At 73.1% G+C, this 19,398-nt stretch carries 14 protein-coding genes; 8 read left to right on the forward strand and 6 right to left on the reverse strand.

Annotated elements, in window-relative coordinates:
* Nucleotides 1-67: 67 nt before the first annotated feature.
* Both ACH4UK_RS29995 and ACH4UK_RS30000 read left to right on the forward strand, forming a co-directional pair.
* Nucleotides 68-1,099 (forward strand): EamA family transporter, encoded by a 1,032-nt coding sequence (locus ACH4UK_RS29995; protein ID WP_398361282.1) that lies wholly within the window; start codon nt 68-70, stop codon nt 1,097-1,099.
* A gap of 159 nt (nt 1,100-1,258) precedes the next feature.
* Nucleotides 1,259-2,218 carry a DMT family transporter gene (locus ACH4UK_RS30000; RefSeq protein ID WP_398361284.1) on the forward strand — a complete coding sequence of 320 codons (960 nt, stop codon included), beginning with the start codon at nt 1,259-1,261 and terminating at the stop codon, nt 2,216-2,218.
* A 67-nt stretch (nt 2,219-2,285) separates the two neighbouring features.
* On the opposite strand, the gene ACH4UK_RS30005 is transcribed toward ACH4UK_RS30000, so the two are convergent.
* On the reverse strand, nt 2,286-2,981 hold the full coding sequence (locus tag ACH4UK_RS30005; RefSeq protein WP_398361286.1) for a pyridoxamine 5'-phosphate oxidase family protein: 696 nt from the start codon (nt 2,979-2,981) through the stop codon (nt 2,286-2,288).
* A gap of 36 nt (nt 2,982-3,017) precedes the next feature.
* Here ACH4UK_RS30005 and ACH4UK_RS30010 point away from each other — a divergent pair, with 36 nt between their 5' ends.
* On the forward strand, nt 3,018-4,349 hold the full coding sequence (locus ACH4UK_RS30010) for an aminotransferase class I/II-fold pyridoxal phosphate-dependent enzyme (RefSeq protein WP_398361288.1): 1,332 nt from the start codon (nt 3,018-3,020) through the stop codon (nt 4,347-4,349).
* Here ACH4UK_RS30010 and ACH4UK_RS30015 read toward each other — a convergent pair.
* Complete coding sequence (locus ACH4UK_RS30015; protein ID WP_398361289.1) at nt 4,336-5,415, reverse strand: DMT family transporter; 1,080 nt, start codon at nt 5,413-5,415, stop codon at nt 4,336-4,338. The genes ACH4UK_RS30010 and ACH4UK_RS30015 overlap by 14 nt on opposite strands.
* Nucleotides 5,416-5,488: 73 nt before the next feature.
* On the opposite strand from ACH4UK_RS30015, the gene ACH4UK_RS30020 reads away from it, so the two are divergent.
* Nucleotides 5,489-6,403: a LysR family transcriptional regulator gene (locus ACH4UK_RS30020; RefSeq protein ID WP_398361291.1), complete on the forward strand. Its 915-nt coding sequence runs from the start codon at nt 5,489-5,491 to the stop codon at nt 6,401-6,403.
* Nucleotides 6,404-6,480: 77 nt separating this feature from the next.
* Here the strand turns inward: ACH4UK_RS30020 and ACH4UK_RS30025 are convergent, their stop codons facing one another.
* Entirely contained in the window at nt 6,481-6,951 is a 471-nt protein-coding gene (locus tag ACH4UK_RS30025; RefSeq protein WP_398361293.1) for a pyridoxamine 5'-phosphate oxidase family protein, read from the reverse strand.
* A 163-nt stretch (nt 6,952-7,114) separates the two neighbouring features.
* On the opposite strand from ACH4UK_RS30025, the gene ACH4UK_RS30030 reads away from it, so the two are divergent.
* Complete coding sequence (locus ACH4UK_RS30030; RefSeq protein ID WP_398361295.1) at nt 7,115-7,783, forward strand: cysteine hydrolase; 669 nt, start codon at nt 7,115-7,117, stop codon at nt 7,781-7,783.
* On the opposite strand, the gene ACH4UK_RS30035 is transcribed toward ACH4UK_RS30030, so the two are convergent.
* The gene (locus tag ACH4UK_RS30035) at nt 7,770-8,222 is read right to left on the reverse strand and encodes a Rieske (2Fe-2S) protein (RefSeq protein ID WP_398361297.1); all 453 of its coding nucleotides are present in this window, start codon (nt 8,220-8,222) and stop codon (nt 7,770-7,772) included. The two genes, ACH4UK_RS30030 and ACH4UK_RS30035, sit on opposite strands and share 14 nt — an antisense overlap.
* Before the next feature lie 243 nt (nt 8,223-8,465).
* Between ACH4UK_RS30035 and ACH4UK_RS30040 the strand changes: the two genes are divergently transcribed.
* Both ACH4UK_RS30040 and ACH4UK_RS30045 read left to right on the forward strand, forming a co-directional pair.
* On the forward strand, nt 8,466-11,267 hold the full coding sequence (locus ACH4UK_RS30040) for an ATP-binding protein (protein WP_398361298.1): 2,802 nt from the start codon (nt 8,466-8,468) through the stop codon (nt 11,265-11,267).
* 204 nt (nt 11,268-11,471) lie between these two features.
* Nucleotides 11,472-13,250 (forward strand): S8 family serine peptidase, encoded by a 1,779-nt coding sequence (locus ACH4UK_RS30045; RefSeq protein ID WP_398361300.1) that lies wholly within the window; start codon nt 11,472-11,474, stop codon nt 13,248-13,250.
* A 94-nt stretch (nt 13,251-13,344) separates the two neighbouring features.
* Here ACH4UK_RS30045 and ACH4UK_RS30050 read toward each other — a convergent pair whose 3' ends face one another.
* Together ACH4UK_RS30050 and ACH4UK_RS30055 are read right to left on the reverse strand one after the other, a co-directional pair.
* A complete protein-coding gene (locus ACH4UK_RS30050) occupies nt 13,345-16,077 on the reverse strand; it encodes a SpoIIE family protein phosphatase (RefSeq protein WP_398361302.1) in 2,733 nt (910 codons plus the stop codon).
* Nucleotides 16,078-16,191: 114 nt separating this feature from the next.
* Nucleotides 16,192-17,727 carry an alkaline phosphatase family protein gene (locus ACH4UK_RS30055; protein ID WP_398361304.1) on the reverse strand — a complete coding sequence of 512 codons (1,536 nt, stop codon included), beginning with the start codon at nt 17,725-17,727 and terminating at the stop codon, nt 16,192-16,194.
* Between the two features lie 252 nt (nt 17,728-17,979).
* On the opposite strand from ACH4UK_RS30055, the gene ACH4UK_RS30060 reads away from it, so the two are divergent.
* Entirely contained in the window at nt 17,980-19,392 is a 1,413-nt protein-coding gene (locus tag ACH4UK_RS30060; protein ID WP_398361306.1) for an aminopeptidase P family protein, read from the forward strand.
* Nucleotides 19,393-19,398: the final 6 nt, after the last annotated feature.

Here is a 19,398-nt window from a genome sequence, read left to right on the forward strand (position 1 = left end):
CGGCGGAAGTCGTCTCGACAGGTGTCATGGGTGTGACGGTGCTGTCGACTGATGTCATGATGTGCCGATGCACGCGTCTTCGAGATTTCAGGGCAGAAGCGCCGGGCTGGGCCTCGCCCTCGTCTCGGCCTGCGCGTTCGGCGGTTCGGGCGTGGCGGCCAAGCCGCTGATCGAGGCGGGGCTCGACCCGCTGCACGTGGTCTGGCTGCGCGTCGCGGGCGCCGCCGTCATCATGCTCCCGGTCGCCTGGCGCCACCGGAATCTCGTACGGGAACGTCCCGCCCTGCTCGCCGGGTTCGGCCTGTTCGCGGTCGCCGGGGTCCAGGCCTTCTACTTCGCCTCGCTCTCCCGGATCCCGGTCGGCGTGGCGCTCCTGGTGGAATACCTGGCGCCCGCCCTGGTCCTCGGCTGGGTCCGCTTCGTACAGCGCAGGCCCGTCACCCGGGCGGCCGCGGTCGGCGTGGTGCTGGCGGTCGGCGGACTCGCCTGCGTCGTCGAGGTGTGGGCCGGGCTCAGCTTCGATCTCCTCGGGCTGCTGCTCGCCCTCGGCGCGGCCTGCTGCCAGGTCGGCTACTTCGTCCTCTCCGACCACGGCGGACAGGACGGCCCCGACGGCGAGGGCGGACACGCCGAACCGCCGAACCCCGTCGGCGTCATCGCGTACGGACTGATCGTCGGCGCGCTCGTCCTCACCGTCGTCGCCCGCCCCTGGGGCATGGACTGGTCCGTGCTCGGCGGCAGCGCGGCCATGGACGGCAACGACGTTCCCGCCTGGCTGCTGCTCGGCTGGATCGTGCTGCTCGCCACCGTGCTCGCGTACGCCACCGGGGTCTTCTCCATCCGGCTGCTCTCGCCCCAGGTGGCCGGGGTCGTGGCCTGCCTCGAAGCGGTCATCGCGACCGGTCTCGCCTGGGTTCTCCTCGGCGAGCATCTGTCCGCGCCGCAGCTCATCGGCGGATTCGTCGTCCTGACCGGCGCGTTCATCGCCCAGTCCGCCGCGCCGAAGCCGCCGTCGGGTCCCGTCGCCGCCGGTGCCGGCACGGGCGCGGTGACCGGGGCCGTCGAGGGCGAGTTGTCCGGCGACCGGGCCCCGCATTAGTGTGCCGACCATGCATCTGACTGTGCTGCCGCCGCCTGCCGCCTAGCGCGGGCGGCCATTCCTGACGAAGACCGGGCTCGGGCAGTCCCCGAGCGGTTCGTCGCTGCCCGCGTGCGGAGCCGAGCGACCCACCACCCCGTCCTCCCCTGGAGAAGTCACATGTCCACCCCTGTTGGTTCCGCGCTGCCCGTCGGGCGGAGCATGCTGTATCTCGTCGTCGCCGGAGTCGCCTGGGGCACCGCCGGCGCGGCCGCGGCCCTGATCTTCCGGGTCAGCGATCTCGGCCCCCTCGCCCTGTCCTTCTGGCGCTGTACCGGCGGCCTCCTCCTGCTCGCCGGGGCGCTCGCCCTGCGCCCCCGCCGGGCGCCCCGGGCGCCGGAGCCGCGCCGTCGCCGGCTGCTCCGGATCCTCGGCACCGGCGTCGGGCTCACGGTGTTCCAGAGCGCGTACTTCGCGGCGGTCGAGGTCACCGGCCTCGCCGTCGGCACCGTCGTCACGCTCGGCGCCGGGCCCGTCCTGATCGCCGTCGGGGCACGCCTGCTGCTGGGCGAACGCCTCGGCAGGGGCGGCCTGGCCGCCGTGACCGGCGCGCTGGCCGGGCTCGTCGTGCTGGTCCTGGGCGGCGAGGGCGGCGACGTCGTGCCGACCGGGGTGCTGCTCGCGCTGCTGTCCGCCGCCGGGTACGCGGCGATCACGCTCCTCACCCGTTGGCTCGGGCGGGACGGCGGCGGGGGCGACGCGCTGGCCACCAGTGCCTGGGCGTTCGGCATCGGAGCGGTGGGCCTGTTGCCCATGGCCATGGCTGAGGGGCTGGTGCCGCACACCGCCGAGACCGGGCAGGTGCTGTGGCTGTTGGTCTACGTGGCGGCGGTCCCCACGGCGCTCGCCTACGCGCTGTACTTCGCCGGAGCGGCCGCTGTCCGGTCGGCAACCGTCTCCGTGATCATGCTCCTGGAGCCGGTGAGCGCGGCGGTCATCGCGGTGACCGCCCTGGGGGAGCGGCTGACGGCGGCCACGGTCGTCGGCACGCTGCTCCTGCTGACCGCCGTGGCCGGGCTGGCCCTCGCGGAGGCGCGCGGCGCGGCGGTCGCCCGGCGGAGGGACGCCGTGGCGGTGTGAGGGGCGGGGCGGGCCCGGGAGCGGAGACGACCTCCGGGCCCGCTGCCGCTTCGCCTTTCGGTCTTCGTCAGAGCGTGGACAGGTAGTCCGGTACGCCGATGGCCGGATTCAGGTCGTCCGCGGGGACCGGCGCCGCGTAGCCCCGGGTGAGCGGCACGATGCCGGTCCAGTGGGGGAGGGCGCTGTCCTCGGGTTCGTCGTTGGGCCCGCCGGTGCGGACCTTCGCGGACACCTCGTCCAGATCCAGCCGGATCACCGCCGTCGCGGCGAGCTCTCTGGCGTCGGCCGGCCGGGAGTCGCGGGAGCGACCCGGCACGACCTGGTCCACGATCGCGTCCAGGGCGAGCCGTCGCTCCTCGGGGTCGGTCACCGTCACGGCCGTGCCGTGCACCACCACCGAGCGGTAGTTCAACGAATGGTGGAAGGCGGACCTGGCCAGCACGAGGGCGTCGACATGGGTGACCGTCAGGCAGACCGGCAGCCCCGGGTCGGCGTTCTTCGCCGACCGCAGCGGTCGCGAGCCCGTCGAGCCGTGGACGTACAGCCGCTCGCCGATCCGGCCGAAGAGGGTCGGCAGGACGACCGGCGCACCGTCGCGCACGAAGCCCAGGTGGCAGAGGTAGGCCTCGTCGAGTATCGAGTGGACCAGTTCGCGGTCGTAGGAGGCGCGCTCCCTGGACCGGGTGGGCACCGTACGGTCGGTGGGAAGGTAAGGGGCGGCGACGCCGGAGCCCGTGGCGTCGGGCGGTGCGGTGTGCTGCATTTGCTTACTCCATTGCACTAGTGCATAATGTTGTTTGTGCTAGGAGAGTATCGGATCAGTGGGCGGCGCGCATCGGAGATTGCCGCCAGTGTCGAGCGCGGGGTCGGTTCCGGAGACCTCCCGCCGGGTCATGTGCTGCCCCCCATGCGGGAGTTGGCGGCACATCTCGAGGTCAATCCCAACACCGTGGCGGCCGCCTACCGGACGCTGCGCGAGCGCGGAGTGATCGAGACGGCCGGACGCCGGGGCAGCCGGGTGCGGCCCGCCCCGGCGAGCACATCGCGGGGCTCCCTACGGATCGAGGCGCCCCCGGGCGTCCGGGACCTCGGGGAGGGGAATCCCGATCCGGAGCTGCTGCCGGACCTCGGGCCGGCCCTCGCCGCGGCCGCCGCCGCCGACGCGGCGCACCACGGTCTGTACGGACAGGCCCCGGTGGTCGCGGAGTTCGCCGCGTACGCCCGCGCCGCGATGGACGCCGACGGGGTCCCCGCCGGGCCGGTCGCCGTGACGTCCGGCGCCCTGGACGCGATCGAGCGGGTCCTCGCGGCGCACCTCAGGCCGGGCGACACGGTGGCGGTGGAGGACCCCGGCTGGGGCAGCGTGCTCGACCTCGTACCGGCGCTCGGGCTGCGCGCCGTACCGGTCGGCGTGGACGACTCCGGTCCGCTGCCCGCGGAGGTGGAGCGGGCGCTGCGGTCCGGGGCGCGGGCCCTCGTCGTCACCGACCGGGCGCAGAACCCGACCGGTGCGTACCTGGACGCGCCGCGCGCCCGGGAGCTGCGCGCGGTCCTCGCCCGCCACCCCGACGTGCTGCTGATCGAGGACGACCACGGCCACGCCATCGTCGACCTGCCGCTGCATCCGCTGGCCGGTGTGACGGCCCACTGGGCGTTCATCCGCTCGGCGGCCAAGGCGTACGGCCCGGATCTGCGGGTCGCCACGCTCACCGGGGACGCCGTCACGGTGGACCGGGTGGCGGGTCGCCAGCGGCTCGGGCCCGGCTGGGTCAGCCGGCTGTTGCAGCGCGCCGTGCTCCATCTGTGGACCTCGGGCGCCGTCGACACCCGTACGGTCGCGCGGTCCTACGGTGACCGCCGGGACGCGCTGATCCACGCACTGGCGGAGCGCGGCGTGACGGCCCGGGGCCGCAGCGGGATGAACGTGTGGGTGCCCGTGAGCGACGAGACCGGGGCCGTCGCCCGGCTGCTCCACGCGGGCTGGGCCGCGGCTCCGGGCGCCCGCTTCCGGCTGGACACGCCCCAGGGGGTGCGGCTCACCGTCTCCCCGCTGGCCGCGGCGGACATCGGGCCCCTGGCGGACGCGGTGGCCGCGGCGGCGGGTCCGGCACGGCCGGTCAGTTACGGCTGAGCCGGGCGGCGTCCGCGTCCGGCGGGCGGTCGGACGGGGCGGCCGGGCTCCCCGCGGGCCGCGGAACGGTGGCGGCCGGGCTCCCCGCGGGCCGCGGAACGGTGGCGGCCGGGCGGGAGCGGCTCTGGGTGAGGGCCGCCCCGACGAGGACGATCAGAGCCCCGACCGGGGTGTTCCAGCTCAGCTGTTCGCCGAGCAGCGCGACCCCCGCCGCCGTCGCGATCACCGGGATGAAGTACGTGACCATCTGGGCCGTCGTCGGACCGACCTCCTGGACCAGGCCGTACTGGAGCAGCACCGCGAGGCCGGTCCCCAGCGCTCCCAGCGCGAGGACGGAGAGCGTCGGCAGCAGCGGGAAGGAGGTGGGCGCCGAGGTGAACAGCGGCGTCACCACGGCCAGTTGCAGCGTGCCGAGGAAGAGCTGGCTGCCCGTCAGCGCCAGCGTCGACGATCCGTTCCCGGCCAGGGTGCGGCGGACGTAGATCCAGCCGACCGGATAGCAGAACGAGGCGATCAGCGCCATGCCCGTACCCGGCAGGTCCAGTCCGGAGAAGCCCTGCCAGGCGCCGAGCACCGTGAGAACGCCGAGGAAGCCGACGCCGAGACCGGCCACCCGGCGGCGGGTCGGACGGTCCTCCGACAGGGCGACCACCGAGAGCGCCATGCCCCACAGAGGCGAGGTCGCGTTGCAGATCCCGGCCAGCGTCGAGGGGATCGTCAGCTCGGCGTAGGAGAAGAGCGAGAACGGCAGCGCGTTGAGGAGGAACGCCGCGACCGCGAGGTGCCCCCACGTCCGGGCCGAACGCGGCAGTCGCTCCCGGCGCATCGCCATCGCGGCGACCAGGACCGCCGTACCGGCCAGCAGCCGGCCGAAGGTGACCTGGAACGGGGCGTAGCCCTCGGTCCCGACCTTGATCAGCAGAAAGCTGAACCCCCAGATGAGCGAGAGGCCCGCGAACCGGATCCGCCAGTCGAGAGCCGGTCGCCGGGCGGGTGGCGCGGACGGGACGGGCGGCGGAGGGGCTGACACCGGGGCCGCGGCCCTCGGCTCGCAGGGAGCGCTCATGGGTCCACCCTGACGAACATGATGTCGTAGAACAAGCGAATGTTTCTGTGGGTGATCACGTAGCATCGCTTACATGTTGAACCTGGAGCGGCTGCGCACGCTGGACGCCCTCGCCCGGCACGGCTCGGTGAGCGGGGCGGCCGACGGGCTGCACGTCACGACGTCGGCGGTCTCGCAGCAGATGGCGAAGCTGGAGCGCGAGGTCGGGCAGCGGCTGCTCGCCAAGAACGGCCGCGGGGTCCGCCTCACCGATGCCGGGCGGCTGCTCGCGGACCATGCTGCGCGGATCCTGTCGCAGGTGGAGCTGGCCCAGTCGGACATCGAGGCCCAGCGGGGCGAGGTCGTCGGCGAGGTGAGGATCTCCGCCTTCCCGACCGCGGCCCGCGGACTGTTCCCCGCGACGCTCACCTCCCTGCGCGCGGACCACCCCGACCTCACGGTCCGCACCCGGGAGCTGGAGCCCGAGCAGGGGCTGCGCGCCGTGCTCCGCGGAGATGTCGACCTGGCCGTCGTGCTCGACTGGAGCAACAAGCGGCTGCCTGTGCCCGGCGGGCTGACCAAGGCCGAACTCCTCGACGACGCACCGGACATCGCCATGCCCGCCGGGCATCCCCTGGCTGACCGCGACGAGGTGGAGCTGGAGGATTTCGCGGACGACCCGTGGGTTTCCTGGCCCGAGGGCGAATTCTGTTACGAGTGGCTGATGTTCACCCTGCGCTCCCGGGGCATCGAACCGCGCATCGCCCACCTGGCCGGTGAGCATCACACACAACTCGCCCTGATCGCGGCTGGGTTCGGCGTCTGCGTGGCTCCCCGGCTGGGGCGCGGTCCGGTCCCCGAGGGAGTGCGCCTGGTGCCGGTGCGACAGACCATGCGGCGGCACGTCCACGCCGTCTGGCGCACGGACGCCGACCGCCGGCCGTCGGTCCGGGCCGCGGTGGCGGCACTGCGGGCGGCGGGCGCGGGTGTGGCGGCCGCCGGGGGATGAGCCGCGGCCCTCCGGGGGCGCCGGTCCCTCGGCCTCGGGGCGCCGGTCCCGGGCTCAGCCGAGGTCGCTTCCTGGGTTCAGTCGAGGTCGGCGAGTTTGCGGAAGTCCCAGGAGGTGATCGTCTCCGGCCTCAGTCGCAGCCAGGCGTGCCGTCCGTCGTGCGGCATCTCCGCGATGCCGAAGTACTTCACGGGGAACAGCCTTTCCGGCTCGGCGAGTTCGGGGCAGGGCTCACCCGTGCGGGGCGCCTCGCCGATGAACTCCACCCGGCCGGCGAGCTCCACGCCGCGCAGCTCCTCGTACCCCTCGCCGTCGTCCACGACCACGGCGATCCTGGCGTCGCCGCGCAGCTGGGACCAGCGCAGGCTGCGGGTGATGGAGTACAGCCAGAGGGAGCCGCCGTCCCAGACGAACCACAGAGCGCCCACATGCGGAGCGCCGTCGGGGCCGAGCGTGGCCACCCGGCAGGTGCGCTGTTCGCCGAGATAGGCGTCCCGCTCCTCGGGCGTCATCATGATCCGGCGGCCTCGTCGCTGGGTGTCGGTCATGGTCCCGCCCTTCTCGTTTCTGACTGGGTGTCAGAAATCATGGACGCTCTTCCTTCGTGACGCAATGGCCGCTACTCTCGCGCGCCCGGTCCGTCCGTGGAAGTCCGTCCGCAGAAGTCCGTCCCGGGCCGGGTGACGGACACCGGGAAAGGGAGGAGTGCCCGTGCCGTCGAGGGAATCACAGGAGCGGCTCATCGCGCTGCTCGACCCCACCACCACCGTCCTGCTGACCGTCGAGTGCCAGCAGGGCGTCGTGGGGCCGGACAGCGCCCTGCCCGAACTCGCCGCTGCCGCCCGCTCGTCGGGTGCGCTGGCCAACATCGCCCGGCTCGTCGCCGCCGCCCACGAGGGCGGCATCCAGGTGATGCACGCGGTCGCCGAGAGCCGGCCCGACGGGCGCGGCGGCAGCCACAACGCCCGGCTGTTCCGCGCCGCCGCCCGGCTGCCTGTCCAGCAGCACACCGGCACCACCGCCGTCCGGGTCGCACCCCCCATCGAGGTGGCCGACGAGGACCTCGTCGTCCGCCGGCTGCACGGGCTGTCGCCCCTGGCCGGCACCGGCGTCGACCCGCTGCTGCGCAACCTCGGCTGCCGCACGCTCGTCGTCACCGGTGTCTCGGCCAACGTGGCCATCCCCAACGCCGTCTTCGACGCGGTCAACCTCGGCTACACGGCCGTCGTCCCGTCCGACGCCATCGCGGGGGTGCCCGCCGAGTACACCCCCGCCATGGTCCGCAACACGCTCGCCCTGGTCGCCACCGTCACCACCACGGACGCCGTCCTCGACGGCTGGAAGCGGCCGCGCGGGCGGGAGGCCGTTACGCCAGCCTGATCGCATCGCCCTCGACGGTGATCTCGCGGGCGGGGAGCGGCTGGGTGGCCGGCCCGCCGGTCGGGCTGCCCGTGGCGGCGTCGAACGTGGAGTTGTGGCAGGGGCAGGTGATCGTGCCGCCCGAGACGTCCTTGACCGCGCAGCCCTGATGCGTGCACGTGGACGAGAACGCTTTGAACTGGCCGGGCTGCGGCTGGGTCACCACGATCTTCTGCGCGGCGAAGACCACCCCGCCGCCCTCCGGGATGTCCGCGGTGGCGGCGAGCACCTCCCCGCCCTGCCCGTCGTCCCCGCTCCCGGGCTGCTCGACCGTGTCCGAGCCTCCCGAATCGTCCGATCCGCCGCACGAGGTGAGGGCGGCGGCCGCTCCGGCCGCTCCCACCGCTGCGACGACGGTACGGCGTCCGAGGCGGATCCGGCGCTCCTGCGCTGCGCTCATCGCGGCATTCCCTTCGTCGGTGTCCCGGTCCTGATGGCTTCGGTCAGGGGTACGTGCCCCGGAGCCGCGATGTTCACGCCGGATCGCCGGATCGCCGGATCGCCGGAACGAATCGAGGGATCGCCGGAACGGATGCCGGATCGCCGGAGCGGATGCCGGGATGTCGGAGCGCTGCTGGACGGCCCCGGCGGCCGGGGGTAGTTTCGCCGACATCTGCCGCCACCATCAGGGGAGTCCACGTTGGTGCTGGTCGGACGGACCGGAGAACTGCACGCACTGCTCGACGTGATGGCCCACCCGCCGTCGGTCGCCCTGATCGAGGGCGAGGCGGGCGTCGGCAAGACCCGGCTGATCCGGGAGGCCGTCGGGCACCCCGTGCCCGGCCCCGGCAGGCCGCCCGGCATGCGCGTCCTGGCCGGCGCCTGCCCGCCGCTGCGCGAGCCCTTCCCGTACGGTCCCGTCTTCGACGTCCTGCGCACCCTGGAGGGCGCGGTGCCCGAGCGGCTCAACCCGGTCTGCGGGGCCCTGCGGCCCTACCTTCCCGAACTCGCCGGGCAACTGCCTCCCGATCCCGCTCCGTTGCTGGATCCGCAGGCGGCGGCCCACCGTCTCTTCCGGGCCGTGCGGGCGCTGCTCGCGGCGGTGTCCCCGGTGGTCCTCGTCGTGGAGGATCTGCACTGGGCCGACGACGGCACCCGGGACCTGCTCCGCTTCCTGGCCGACGACCCGCCGCCGGGCCTGTCCACCGTCCTCAGCTACCGCCGCGAGGACCTCAGGAGCGGGGCGCTGCCCCTGGGCCGCGCCTACCGGCATCCGCCGGGCGTCACCTCGGTGGTCCTCCCGCTGAGCCCGCTCGACGTCGCCGGAGTCAGGACCCTCACGGCGGCGTTGACCGGCCGTGACGTCCCCGCCGCCGTGGCGGACCGGCTGCACGAGCGGACGGCGGGGATTCCCTTCGTCCTCGAATTCGTCCTGGAGGAACCGGGCGAACTCGACGGATCCCAGGGGGCGGTGCCTCTCCTCATGCGCGACGCCATGGCCGAGCGGGTGGCGGGCCTCTCCGAACCGGCGGCGGCCGCCGTGCACGCCGCCGCCGTACTGAAGGTGCCCGCCGCCGAGGAGCTGATCGGCGCGGTGGCGGGCCAGAGCGGCGACGAGGCGGCCGATGCCCTGCGGGAGGCCCTGCGCGCGGGTGTGCTCCACGACTGCGGGGAGGACCGCTACGGCTTCCGGCACGGCCTGGCCCAACAGGCCGTCTACGAAGGGCTCCTGAGACCGGACCGGCGGCGGCTGCACCGGCACGCCACCACCGTGCTGGCCGCCCAGGAGCCCCCGCCGCTCGTCCAGCTCGCCCACCACACCCGCCAGGCGGGCGACCTGCCCGCCTGGCGCGCGTACGCCGAACAGGCAGCCGAATCGGCCCGCCAGCTCGGCGACGCGGCGCTCGCCGTCGAACTGTACGAAGGGGTCCTGGACGATCCCTGCCTCCCGGAAGCGGACCGGGCGCGGCTCGCGGTGCGCCTCAGCCGGGCGGCCCTCTTCGGGCTGGCCCACCGGCGCTCCAGCCGACTGCTGCGCCGCGTCGTCTCCTCCGCCGCGTCGGCCGAACTGCCGGACGCGGTACGGGGCGAGATCCGGCTCAACCTGGGGCTGCTGCTCAACAACCAGGCGGGCCGGCACGAACAGGGCCGCCTGGACACCGAGCTGGCCGTGGACGAACTGCACGAGCGTCCCGAGCTGGCCGCCCGTGCCATGGCGGGCCTCGCCATGCCCGTCTGGGGCGAGCACCCCGTCTCCGTCCACGCGCACTGGGCCCGGCGGGCCGAGGAGCTCGCCGCCGCCCACGGCGACCGGGCGCTGCGGCTCGCCGTGCGCGGCAACCACCTGGCGCTGCGGGTCTGCCTCGGCGACGGCGACGCGGTGCGCGAAGACGCCGAGAAGCTGCTCGCCGACGGGCGGAGCGCGGCCGAACGCGTCGAACTGGCCCGGATGTGCGCCAACGCGGCCGACGTCTGCGCCTGGCTGGGCCGGTCCGCCGATGCCGAACGCTTCCGGGACGAGGGGGTGCGGCTGGCGGAGGCGGCCGGAGCGCCCTTCCTCAGCGGCATCATCGAGGGTACGGCCCTGCGCATGGCCTGGACGCGCGGCGCGTGGCGGGGGCTCGCCGAACGGGCCCGCACGGTGCTCGCCGACGCGCCCGGCGTCTCGGGCATCGCCTCCGACGCCCACCTCGTGCTCGGGCTGCTCGCCGAGACACGCGGGGAGTGGGACGCGGCGCTGGAGCACCTGGACGCGGCGGCGCTCGGCGACCCGGTCAACGCCCCGGCCCCCGCACTCGCCACCGCATCGGCCGCCGCCGTACGGATCGGGCTGGAGCGGGGCGAGAGCGACCGGGCCTGCGCGGAGGCCGCGCGAGCGCTGGACCGGGTCCGCCGCAAGGGCGTCTGGGGCTGGGCCGCGGAGCTGGTGCCGGCCGCGCTGACGGCGTACGGCGCGGCGGACCGCGCACCCGAAGCGGACGGTCTGGTGGCCGAGTTCACGGCCGGACTCGGTGAGCGGGACGCGCCCGCCGCGCGGGCCGCGCTGGCCGCCTGCTTGGGCGACCACGACCGCGCCGCCGAGCGGTACGCGGCGCTCTCGGCCCCGTACCCGGCGGCGCTGTGCGCGGAGCGGGCCGCCGGGGGTGATGTGGAGCGATTGCGCGCGGTCGCCGCCCGCTTCGAGGAGCTGGGGGCCGTACGGGACGCCGCGCGCTGCCGCAGCGCCCTGCGCGACCGGGGCGCGGGAGCTCCGCAGGGGTCCCGCAGGGGGCGAAGGGGATACGGCAACGAGCTCTCCCCGCGCGAACGGGACGTCGCCCGCCTGGTCGCGACGGGGCACACGAACAGGGAGATCGCCGAGCTGCTGTTCCTGTCGCCGCGCACCGTGGAACAGCACGTCGCGAAGGTGCTCCGGAAGCTGAACGTGTCCGCCCGCAGCGAGGTCCGGGAGATCCGCCCGGGTGGGGTCCCGGATGATTCCGGGCGTACGGGGGCCATTGAATAGGTGGGGCTACGCAGCGCCGTACGGATTGTTCCGGCCCGGGCGGGACCGGAGAGTTGCCCCGTCGTCGCACCGGGCACACACCCTGCCCCACGCCCCAGCCCGGCGCGGCGGTTCCTGTGTCACCCGTGCCCGGTCCACCGCCCCCAACTCGCGTTGGTCCGGGCGCGGTTCCCCATCACATGGAGCCAAGGGAGCAACCACACCATGCGCACAACCAGCAGACCGCGCCTCGTCGGCGCACTGTGTACCGCGGCCGCCGCGGCGATGGCGCTCGGACTCGCCGGAACCGCCCCCGCCCACGGGGCGACCGCCCCCGCCCCTCCCGCCGAGGGCCGGATCCTCGGCGCGGACCGGGCCGAGGCCATACCCGGCCGGTACGTCGTCGCCCTCGACGACGCGCCCTCGATCGCCGCGGGCACGGTCGCCGCCGACCTGGTCGCGGAGCACGGCGGCACGGTGCGCACCGTGTACTCCACCGCCTTCCGGGGCTTCGCGCTCCGGGCGACCGCCGCCCAGGCGCGGAAGCTCGCGGCCGAGCCCGGCGTCCGCTACGTCCAGGCCGACGCCGAGGTCCGGGCGACCGGAACCCAGCCCAACCCGCCCTCCTGGGGCCTGGACCGGGTCGACGGCGTCAAGGACTCCTCGTACGCCTACCCCAACGAGGGCGAGGGCGTGACCGCGTACATCGTGGACACGGGCCTCTACCGCCAGCACACCGACTTCGAGGGCCGCGCCTCCTCCGGCTACGACTTCATCGACAACGACGCCGACTCCGCCGACTGCCACGGACACGGCACCCACGTCGCCGGCACGGTCGGCGGCAAGAGCTACGGCGTCGCCAAGAAGGCGAAGCTCGTCGGCGTCCGCGTCCTCAACTGCCAGGGCTCCGGCTCCACTTCGCAGATCGTCGCGGGCATGGACTGGGTGGCCAGGAACGCCCAGAAGCCGGCCGTCGCCAACATGTCGCTCGGCGGCGGCAGCGACCAGGCCATGGACGACGCGGTCCAGGGCGCGATCAACGCCGGGATTCCGGTCGCGGTCGCCGCGGGCAACGACAACCGGGACGCCTGCAACACCAGCCCCGCCCGGCTGCCCGCCGCCATCACCCTCGGCTCCACGGACAGCAACGACGCCCGCTCCAGCTTCTCCAACTACGGCCGCTGCCTCGACCTGTTCGCCCCCGGCGGTTCCATCGTCTCCACCCGCATGGGCGGCGGCACCCAGACCATGAGCGGTACGTCCATGGCGAGCCCGCACGCGGCGGGCGCGGCGGCGATCCACCTCTCCGCCCACCCGAACGCCACCCCGCAGCAGGTACGGGACGCCCTGGTGAACAACGCCCTCTCCGGCGTCGTCACCAACCCCGGTTCCTCCTCCCCGAACAGGCTGCTGGACGTCACCGACCTCGGCGGCGGCCCGGCCGAACCCGGCAAGCCGGTGGCAGCGTTCACCGCCCAGTGCTCCACGACCACCCCGGCCTGCACCTTCGACGCCTCCGGCTCCACCGACCCGGACGGTGACATCGCCTCCTACGCCTGGGACTTCGGCGACGGGGCCAAGGGCGAGGGCGCGAAGCCGTCCCACACCTACACCAAGGCCGGCACGTACGCCGTCAAGCTCACCGTCACCGACGACAGCGGCGAGAGCGGCACCCTGACCAAGCAGGTCACCGCCGGAGCCACCGAACCCCCGGCCGGCCAGGCGCCGACCGCCTCCTTCACGCTCTCCTGCTGGTACGCCGACTGCTCCTTCGACGCCTCCGGCTCCACCGACCCGGACGGCGACATCGCCTCGTACGCCTGGAAGTTCGGCGACAGCGCGACCGGTACCGGTGTCACCGCCACCCACCGGTACCCGTCGGCCCAGCGCACCTACACCGTGCAGCTGACCGTCACGGACCGGGGCGGCCACAGCGGCACGGTCTCCCGCCAGGTCTCCTGCTTCGCCTTCAGCGGCGGCCAGCCGCTCTGCTTCGCGGGCTGACAGCCCCAGGGCTCGACGCCGACCGCGGCGCAGCCGCCGCTTCCGGCCCGGGGACAGTGTCCGGGCCGGAAGCGGCGCGCCGGGAGTCTCCCCCCTACTCGCTGTCGGCCCACTGCTCGAGCAGAGAGTCCTCGTCGGCCCCGGATCCGGGTGTCTCGTCGCGGAGGGACTGCTCGGCCCAGATGACCTTGCCGCGGGCGCGATAGCGGGTGCCCCATCGCTGCGCGAACCGTGCGATGAGGAACAGCCCGCGTCCTCCCTCGTCGGTGTCGGCGGCCTGACGCAGATGGGGTGATGTGCTGCTCCCGTCGGAGACCTCGCAGATCACCCTGGAGTCGTGGTGAACCAGTCGCAGCCCGATCGGCGGGATGCCGTACCGGATGGCATTCGTGACCAGTTCACTGACGATGAGTTCGCTCGCGTAGGAGAGGTGCTCCACTCCCCACTCCGCCAGTCGGCGGCTGACCTCGCCGCGGATGCCGGAGACCGCGGCAGGGTCGTCGGTGACGTCCCAGTAGGCGGTCTGCGTGGGGTCCATCACGTGGGTGCGGGCGACGAGCAGGGCGATGTCGTCGTCCCGCGGCCCCTCGGGCACCATCGCGTCGAGGAGCGCCTGACAGGTTGCCTCCGGGGTACGGCCCGGGTGTGTCAGGGTGCTGCGGAGCAGTTCCAGGCCGCTGTCGACGTCCCGGCCGTGGTCCTCCAGGAGGCCGTCGGTGAACAGGACCAGCTGGCTGCCGTCCGGAAGCTCGAATTCTCCCGGTTCGAACGGCAGGCCTCCGCTCACGCCCAACGGCGGGGAGAGCGGCACGTCCGGGTAGGTCACGGTGCCGTCCGGCTGCACGAGGGCGGGCCCGGGGTGGCCGGCCCGTGCCAGGGCACAGCGGCCGGTGGACGGGTCGTAGATGGCGTACAGACAGGTGGCGCCGGAGATCTCGACGTCGAGATCTCCCTCGGCGTCGAGGCGGGTCACGAGCTCGTCCAGGTGGGCCAGGACCTCGTCGGGGGAGAGATCGAGGGCGGAGAAGTTGTGCACGGCCGTTCGTAGTCGGCCCATGGTGGCCGCCGCGTGCAGTCCGTGGCCGACGACATCGCCGACCACCAGGGCGACGCGGGCGCCGGGCAGCCGGATGACGTCGAACCAGTCCCCGCCCACCCCGGGTCCCGCCGGCAGGTATCGGTACGCGGCCTCCACCGAGGAGTGCTCGGGCAGTACGCGGGGCAGCAGACTGCGCTGCAGCGTGACCGCCAGGGCGTGCTCGCGGGTGTAGCGCCGGGCGTTGTCGATGGAGACTCCCGCACGGGCGGTCAGCTCCTCGGCGAAGGACAGGTCGTCGTCGTCGAAGGGCGCCTTCTCCGAGCGCCAGAAGTCGACGAGACCCAGCACGACACCGCGTGCCTGGAGCGGCGCGGAGATCAGGGAGTGAATGCCGTGGTCGAGAACCTGTCGGCACCTTTGCCGGTCCTGGGCGATCCAGCCTTCCGACGAGGTCAGGTCTGCCTGGAGGACCGCGTGGCCGTTCACCACACCGGCTGCCATGGGGCTGGTGGGATCCAGCCGGATCAGCTCTCCCACCGGACGGAGAGGGTGGTCGCTGTGGATTCCGGCCGCGGCGGTGCGGCGCATCTCGGTACGCGATCCCGCCGGCTCCTCGCCGCGCAGCACGGGATCCAGCAGCTCGACCGTCACGAAGTCGGCGAAAGCGGGGACCACGGCCCCGGCGAGTTCTTCGGCCGTGCGGACCACATCGAGGGTGGTTCCGACCCGCGTCCCCGCGTCGTACAGCAGGCGAAGCCGGGTTCGCGCCGCCTCGGCCCGGCCGGCGAGCGCGCGTAGCTCGGTGGTGTCGCGCAAGGTGATCACACGGCCGGTCGACGCGCCCTTGGCATCGACCGGCCGCAGGTTGACGGCCACCAGCCGGTCCCCTGCCGGGTGCACCTCGTCGGTGGCGGTCCGGGCCGAGCCGAGCAGCGTCGCGATCTCCTGTTCCAGGCCGAGGTCGGTGATGTGACGGTGCTCGGGGTCAGGGGGCAGGTCGAGCAGCCGGCGTGCCTCGTCGTTGGCCAGGGTCAGCACACCCTGGCCGTCGACGATGAGCACACCCTCACGTACGGAGTGCAGGACCGCGTCATGATGCTCGTACATGTGTGTCATCTCCGCCGGGCCCAGGCCACGGGTCTGGCGTCGCAGCCTCCTGCTCACGACCGCCGAAGCCGCCGCGGCCAGCGCCAGCGCGATGCCCGCCACCCCGAGCAGCGCGGGGAGCTGCTGCGACACCTGCTCGTTCACGCTCTGCACGTAGATACCCACGGAGATCAGACCGACGACCGATCCTTGGTCGTCGCGGACGGCGACGGTGGTGTCGACGGCACGCCCGAGAGCGCTGTCGAAGGTCTCCTGGAACGGCCCGCCCGTGAGCGCCGGGGCGAAGTCGCCGGTGACATGCCCGCCGATCCGGCTCGGGTCGGGATGGGACCAGCGGATGCCGTCCGGTCGGAAGGCGACGACGTAGCCGACGTCCGCGTTCTCGCGCATGCTTTCGGAACTCGGCTGGAGCAGGGCGCTGGGGTTGTCGGACTGCATGGCCGCAGCGGTGCCCGGAGCGTCGCCGAACGCCACCGCGACCGCGAGAGACCGGTCCAGTGCCTCCTCCGTGCCGCGCTGCCTGGACTGCAGTACGAGCACCAACACCGTCGCGGCGACGAGCACGACGGCCACGGCCACCTGCGACAGGAACACCTGGCCGGCCACGCTCCGCGGACCCCTACCTGCCGAACGAAGGACGTTCCGCCCCGCAGATCGCCGGAAATGCCCGGTGACGTCCATTAGCTCATTATTGTCCACAGTGGTCGATGCGGCCATCGGCACGTGTGAGTGCCGTGAGCGGTCTGCCACCCCCGTGTGAACGACTCCCGCCGGCGCCCCGGGGCGGAGTACGGGTCAGGACGTGTACAGCTGGAACCGGTCGATCACCCAGTAGAAGTCGTTGTCGCCCGTGTAGTGGAAGCGCACGTGCGCGGAGGTGGCTCCCGACGGGATGGGCACGTCGATGGACTGCTGCTGCGAGATGACGTCGGCGGTGTAGCTCCTGACCTCCTCGGGGGCGCCGGCGTCGAAGGAGACCAACACCTTCGCGCTCTGCTGTTCCACCTGGCGGTAGTGGGTGACGAACGTGACGGTGATCCGGCTCTTGCCGCTGAGGGATCCGTACGTCGGCGACACGAGCGTGGACTCGAAGCGTCCGGAGAACGCCTTGTCGGACCACTCGTCGGAGTCGGCGACGGCGAACACGCCGCGGGCCCGGACGTTGAGCTCGCGCCCTTGGTCGCGGTGGGTGCGGGACCAGAACTCGTCCGTGGTGAAGGTCCAGCCGCGCCACTCGGTGACACCGCCGGTGCCCATGGCTTTGTTGAGGATCGACCAGCCACGCGGAGCGGTGTGCGTGTAGCCGAGGACCCCGGCCGGGATGGCCGTCTCGTCGACCCGGGTCCTCAACCGGGACTGCACGGTGTCGAACCTGTCGTCGGTCCGCTCCTGGATCGGCTTTCCGTCCATTCCCCAGGAGGAGTCGACGGCGAGTCCCAGCTGCTTCAGGACGGTGGGCACGACATCGACGAGCCTGGTGTCGATCGGGCGCAGACCGGCCGCGATCCCGGGCCCCTGGGCGAGGATGAACGTCTGCCGCTCCTCCCAGGAGCTGCCGCCGTGGCCGCCCTCGTCCACATGGCCGTGGTCGGTGGTGATGATGACAGTCCACCGTTCGGAGGAGTACGTCGGCCGCGCCTTGACGGCGGCCCACAACTTCCCGACGTGGGCGTCCTGTTCGGTGATGGCTGTCAGGTACGGCTGTCCGGTGCCGACGTCGTGGCCCACCTGGTCGGTGTTGCCGAAGTAGAGGAACATGACGTCCGGGTTCTGGTTCCGGATGACCGACTCCGCCTCGGCGGCGATCTGCGCGTCGTTGGGGACGTCGTGGTGGGGCAGGACGAGCTTCGCGTCGGCTCCGTCCGTGATGACACCGGAGGTGTCCAGCGGCACCCAGTCGACGGCCGCGTACGTCGAGAGCCCCGGCTTCAGCTGCGCGAGCCGCGCCATCAGGCCGGGATAGGCGTCGAAGCGGCTGCCGGAGAAGGAGTTGTCCTTGACGTTGTGCTTGTCGGGCCACACACCGGTCGAGATGGTCGACCATCCGCAGCCGGAGACCGTGGGGGCCATCGGATCGGCGTACAGCAGCGACTTGGCGTAGGTGCCGTTCGCCATGATCGCCTTCATGTGCGGGGCGTCGGCCTCTTCGAGGCGGTCGGCGCGCAGGCCGTCCATCCCGATGATGAGCACCTTGTCCCTGCTGATGCCGTTCGGAAGGGTGGGAGCGGCCTGGGCCGCGGGGGCGGTCATCAGGTTCGTGGTGGCGATGGCCGCGGCTGTGGCGGCTCCCGCGGTGAGCACGGTGCGTCGGGTTATGCCGTCGTGGGACATGGGGTTCCTCCGAGGGGATGGCGGGGTGGCGGATCAGCGGGTGGGGTGAGCCTTGGTGCCCGGTTCGAGACCGATGGCCGACTCATGCAGAGCGTCCGAGGAGCGGGCATCGGGCGGGGGGCGGGTCGGGAGCAAGCAGGAGAGCCGTATGGCGTGGCCGATTCGCGTCGTGTCACCTTGCCGCCACGCCGTCGCCGTCGCGTGGCCTAAGGTGCCCGTGCCCTGCCGAGCAGCCGACAGAAAGGGCATGATGTGAGCAAGCCCCGTAAGAACGGACTTTATGGGATACCCTCCGCCGAGCTGTCCGCCCTCATGAGAACGGGCTGGGCGGACACCGAGCGGCGCGATCTCCTGCCGATCGAGCAGGCGTCCTACGCCGCTGACCGGCGTGGCGCCCTGTCCGCCCGCTTCCCGGGCGAGCGGCTCGTCGTTCCCTCGGGGGACCTCAAGCTCCGTTCGAATGACGCGCACTACCCCTTCCGCCCGTTCAGCGGGTATGTGCATCTGACCGGTGACCAGGCCAGAGGCTGCGCGCTCGTGCTGGAGCCGCGCGCCGGCGGCGGTCACGACGCGTACTGCTACCAGTTGCCCCGCGACGACCGCGACAGCGACGACTTCTGGACCGGGGACACCGCGGAGTTCTGGATGGGACGGCGGCACAGCCTCGCCGAGGCGGAGCAACTGCTCGGCCTGCCCTGTCGCGACGTGCGCGCCGCCACGGTGGAACTGGCAGCCGCCCCCGCCGTGCCGACCCGCATCGTGCGGGGCCACGACGCCGCGCTCGAAGCCGCTGTGGAGACCGACGCCGCGCGCGACGCCGAGCTGGAGGAGGCTCTGAGCGACCTGCGGTTGGTCAAGGACGAGTGGGAGATCGGCCAGCTGCGGCTCGCCGTGGAGTCCACCGTGCGCGGGTTCACCGACTGCGTGAACGAACTGTCCCGGGCCGTGGCGACCTCGGAGCGCTGGATCGAGACCACGTTCTTCCGCCGCGCCCGGCTCGAGGGGAACGACGTCGGCTACGGATCGATCTGCGCCGCGGGCGATCACGCGACGATCATGCACTGGACCCGCAACGACGGGCCCGTGCGTCCCGGTGAACTCCTGCTGCTCGACGCCGGTGTGGAGACGCGCACGCTCTACACCGCCGACGTCACCCGCACCCTTCCCGTCAGCGGCGCCTTCTCGCCGGTGCAGCGCACGGTGTACGACGCGGTGTACGCGGCACAGGAGGCCGGGATCGCCGCAGTGAAGCCCGGCGCGCACTACCGGGACTTCCACGAGGCGGCCCAACGGCACCTCGCGGAACGGCTCGTCGCGTGGGGTTTCATCGAGGGCCCTGCCGACCGCGCCTACGAGCTCGGGCTGCAGCGCCGCTTCTCCATCGCGGGCACCGGGCACATGCTGGGGCTGGACGTGCACGACTGCGCCGCGGCCCGCAGCGAGGCGTATGTGGACGCGGTGCTGGAGCCCGGCATGGTGCTCACCGTCGAGCCCGGCCTGTACTTCCAGGCCGATGACCTCTCGGTGCCCGAGGAGTACCGGGGCATCGGGGTCCGGATCGAGGACGACATCCTCGTCACGCCTGACGGCCACGAGAACCTGTCGGCCGGGCTGCCGCGCTCGGCGGCCGATGTCGAGTCCTGGATGCGGGACCTCGCGGGCTGAGCCGCG

Source organism: Streptomyces sp. NPDC020884 (assembly GCF_044333935.1).
Classification (GTDB): domain Bacteria; phylum Actinomycetota; class Actinomycetes; order Streptomycetales; family Streptomycetaceae; genus Streptomyces.

What these genes read in the sequence shown, in the direction of transcription:
- ACH4UK_RS30025 (WP_398361293.1), bottom strand. Translation starts at nt 6,951, where the DNA reads ATGACCGACACCCAGCGACGAGGCCGCCGGATCATGATGACGCCCGAG.
- ACH4UK_RS30035 (WP_398361297.1), bottom strand. Translation starts at nt 8,222, where the DNA reads ATGAGCGCAGCGCAGGAGCGCCGGATCCGCCTCGGACGCCGTACCGTC.
- ACH4UK_RS29995 (WP_398361282.1), top strand. Translation starts at nt 68, where the DNA reads ATGCACGCGTCTTCGAGATTTCAGGGCAGAAGCGCCGGGCTGGGCCTC.
- ACH4UK_RS30005 (WP_398361286.1), bottom strand. Translation starts at nt 2,981, where the DNA reads ATGCAGCACACCGCACCGCCCGACGCCACGGGCTCCGGCGTCGCCGCC.
- ACH4UK_RS30050 (WP_398361302.1), bottom strand. Translation starts at nt 16,077, where the DNA reads ATGGACGTCACCGGGCATTTCCGGCGATCTGCGGGGCGGAACGTCCTT.
- ACH4UK_RS30000 (WP_398361284.1), top strand. Translation starts at nt 1,259, where the DNA reads ATGTCCACCCCTGTTGGTTCCGCGCTGCCCGTCGGGCGGAGCATGCTG.
- ACH4UK_RS30055 (WP_398361304.1), bottom strand. Translation starts at nt 17,727, where the DNA reads ATGTCCCACGACGGCATAACCCGACGCACCGTGCTCACCGCGGGAGCC.
- ACH4UK_RS30045 (WP_398361300.1), top strand. Translation starts at nt 11,472, where the DNA reads ATGCGCACAACCAGCAGACCGCGCCTCGTCGGCGCACTGTGTACCGCG.
- ACH4UK_RS30015 (WP_398361289.1), bottom strand. Translation starts at nt 5,415, where the DNA reads ATGAGCGCTCCCTGCGAGCCGAGGGCCGCGGCCCCGGTGTCAGCCCCT.
- ACH4UK_RS30020 (WP_398361291.1), top strand. Translation starts at nt 5,489, where the DNA reads ATGTTGAACCTGGAGCGGCTGCGCACGCTGGACGCCCTCGCCCGGCAC.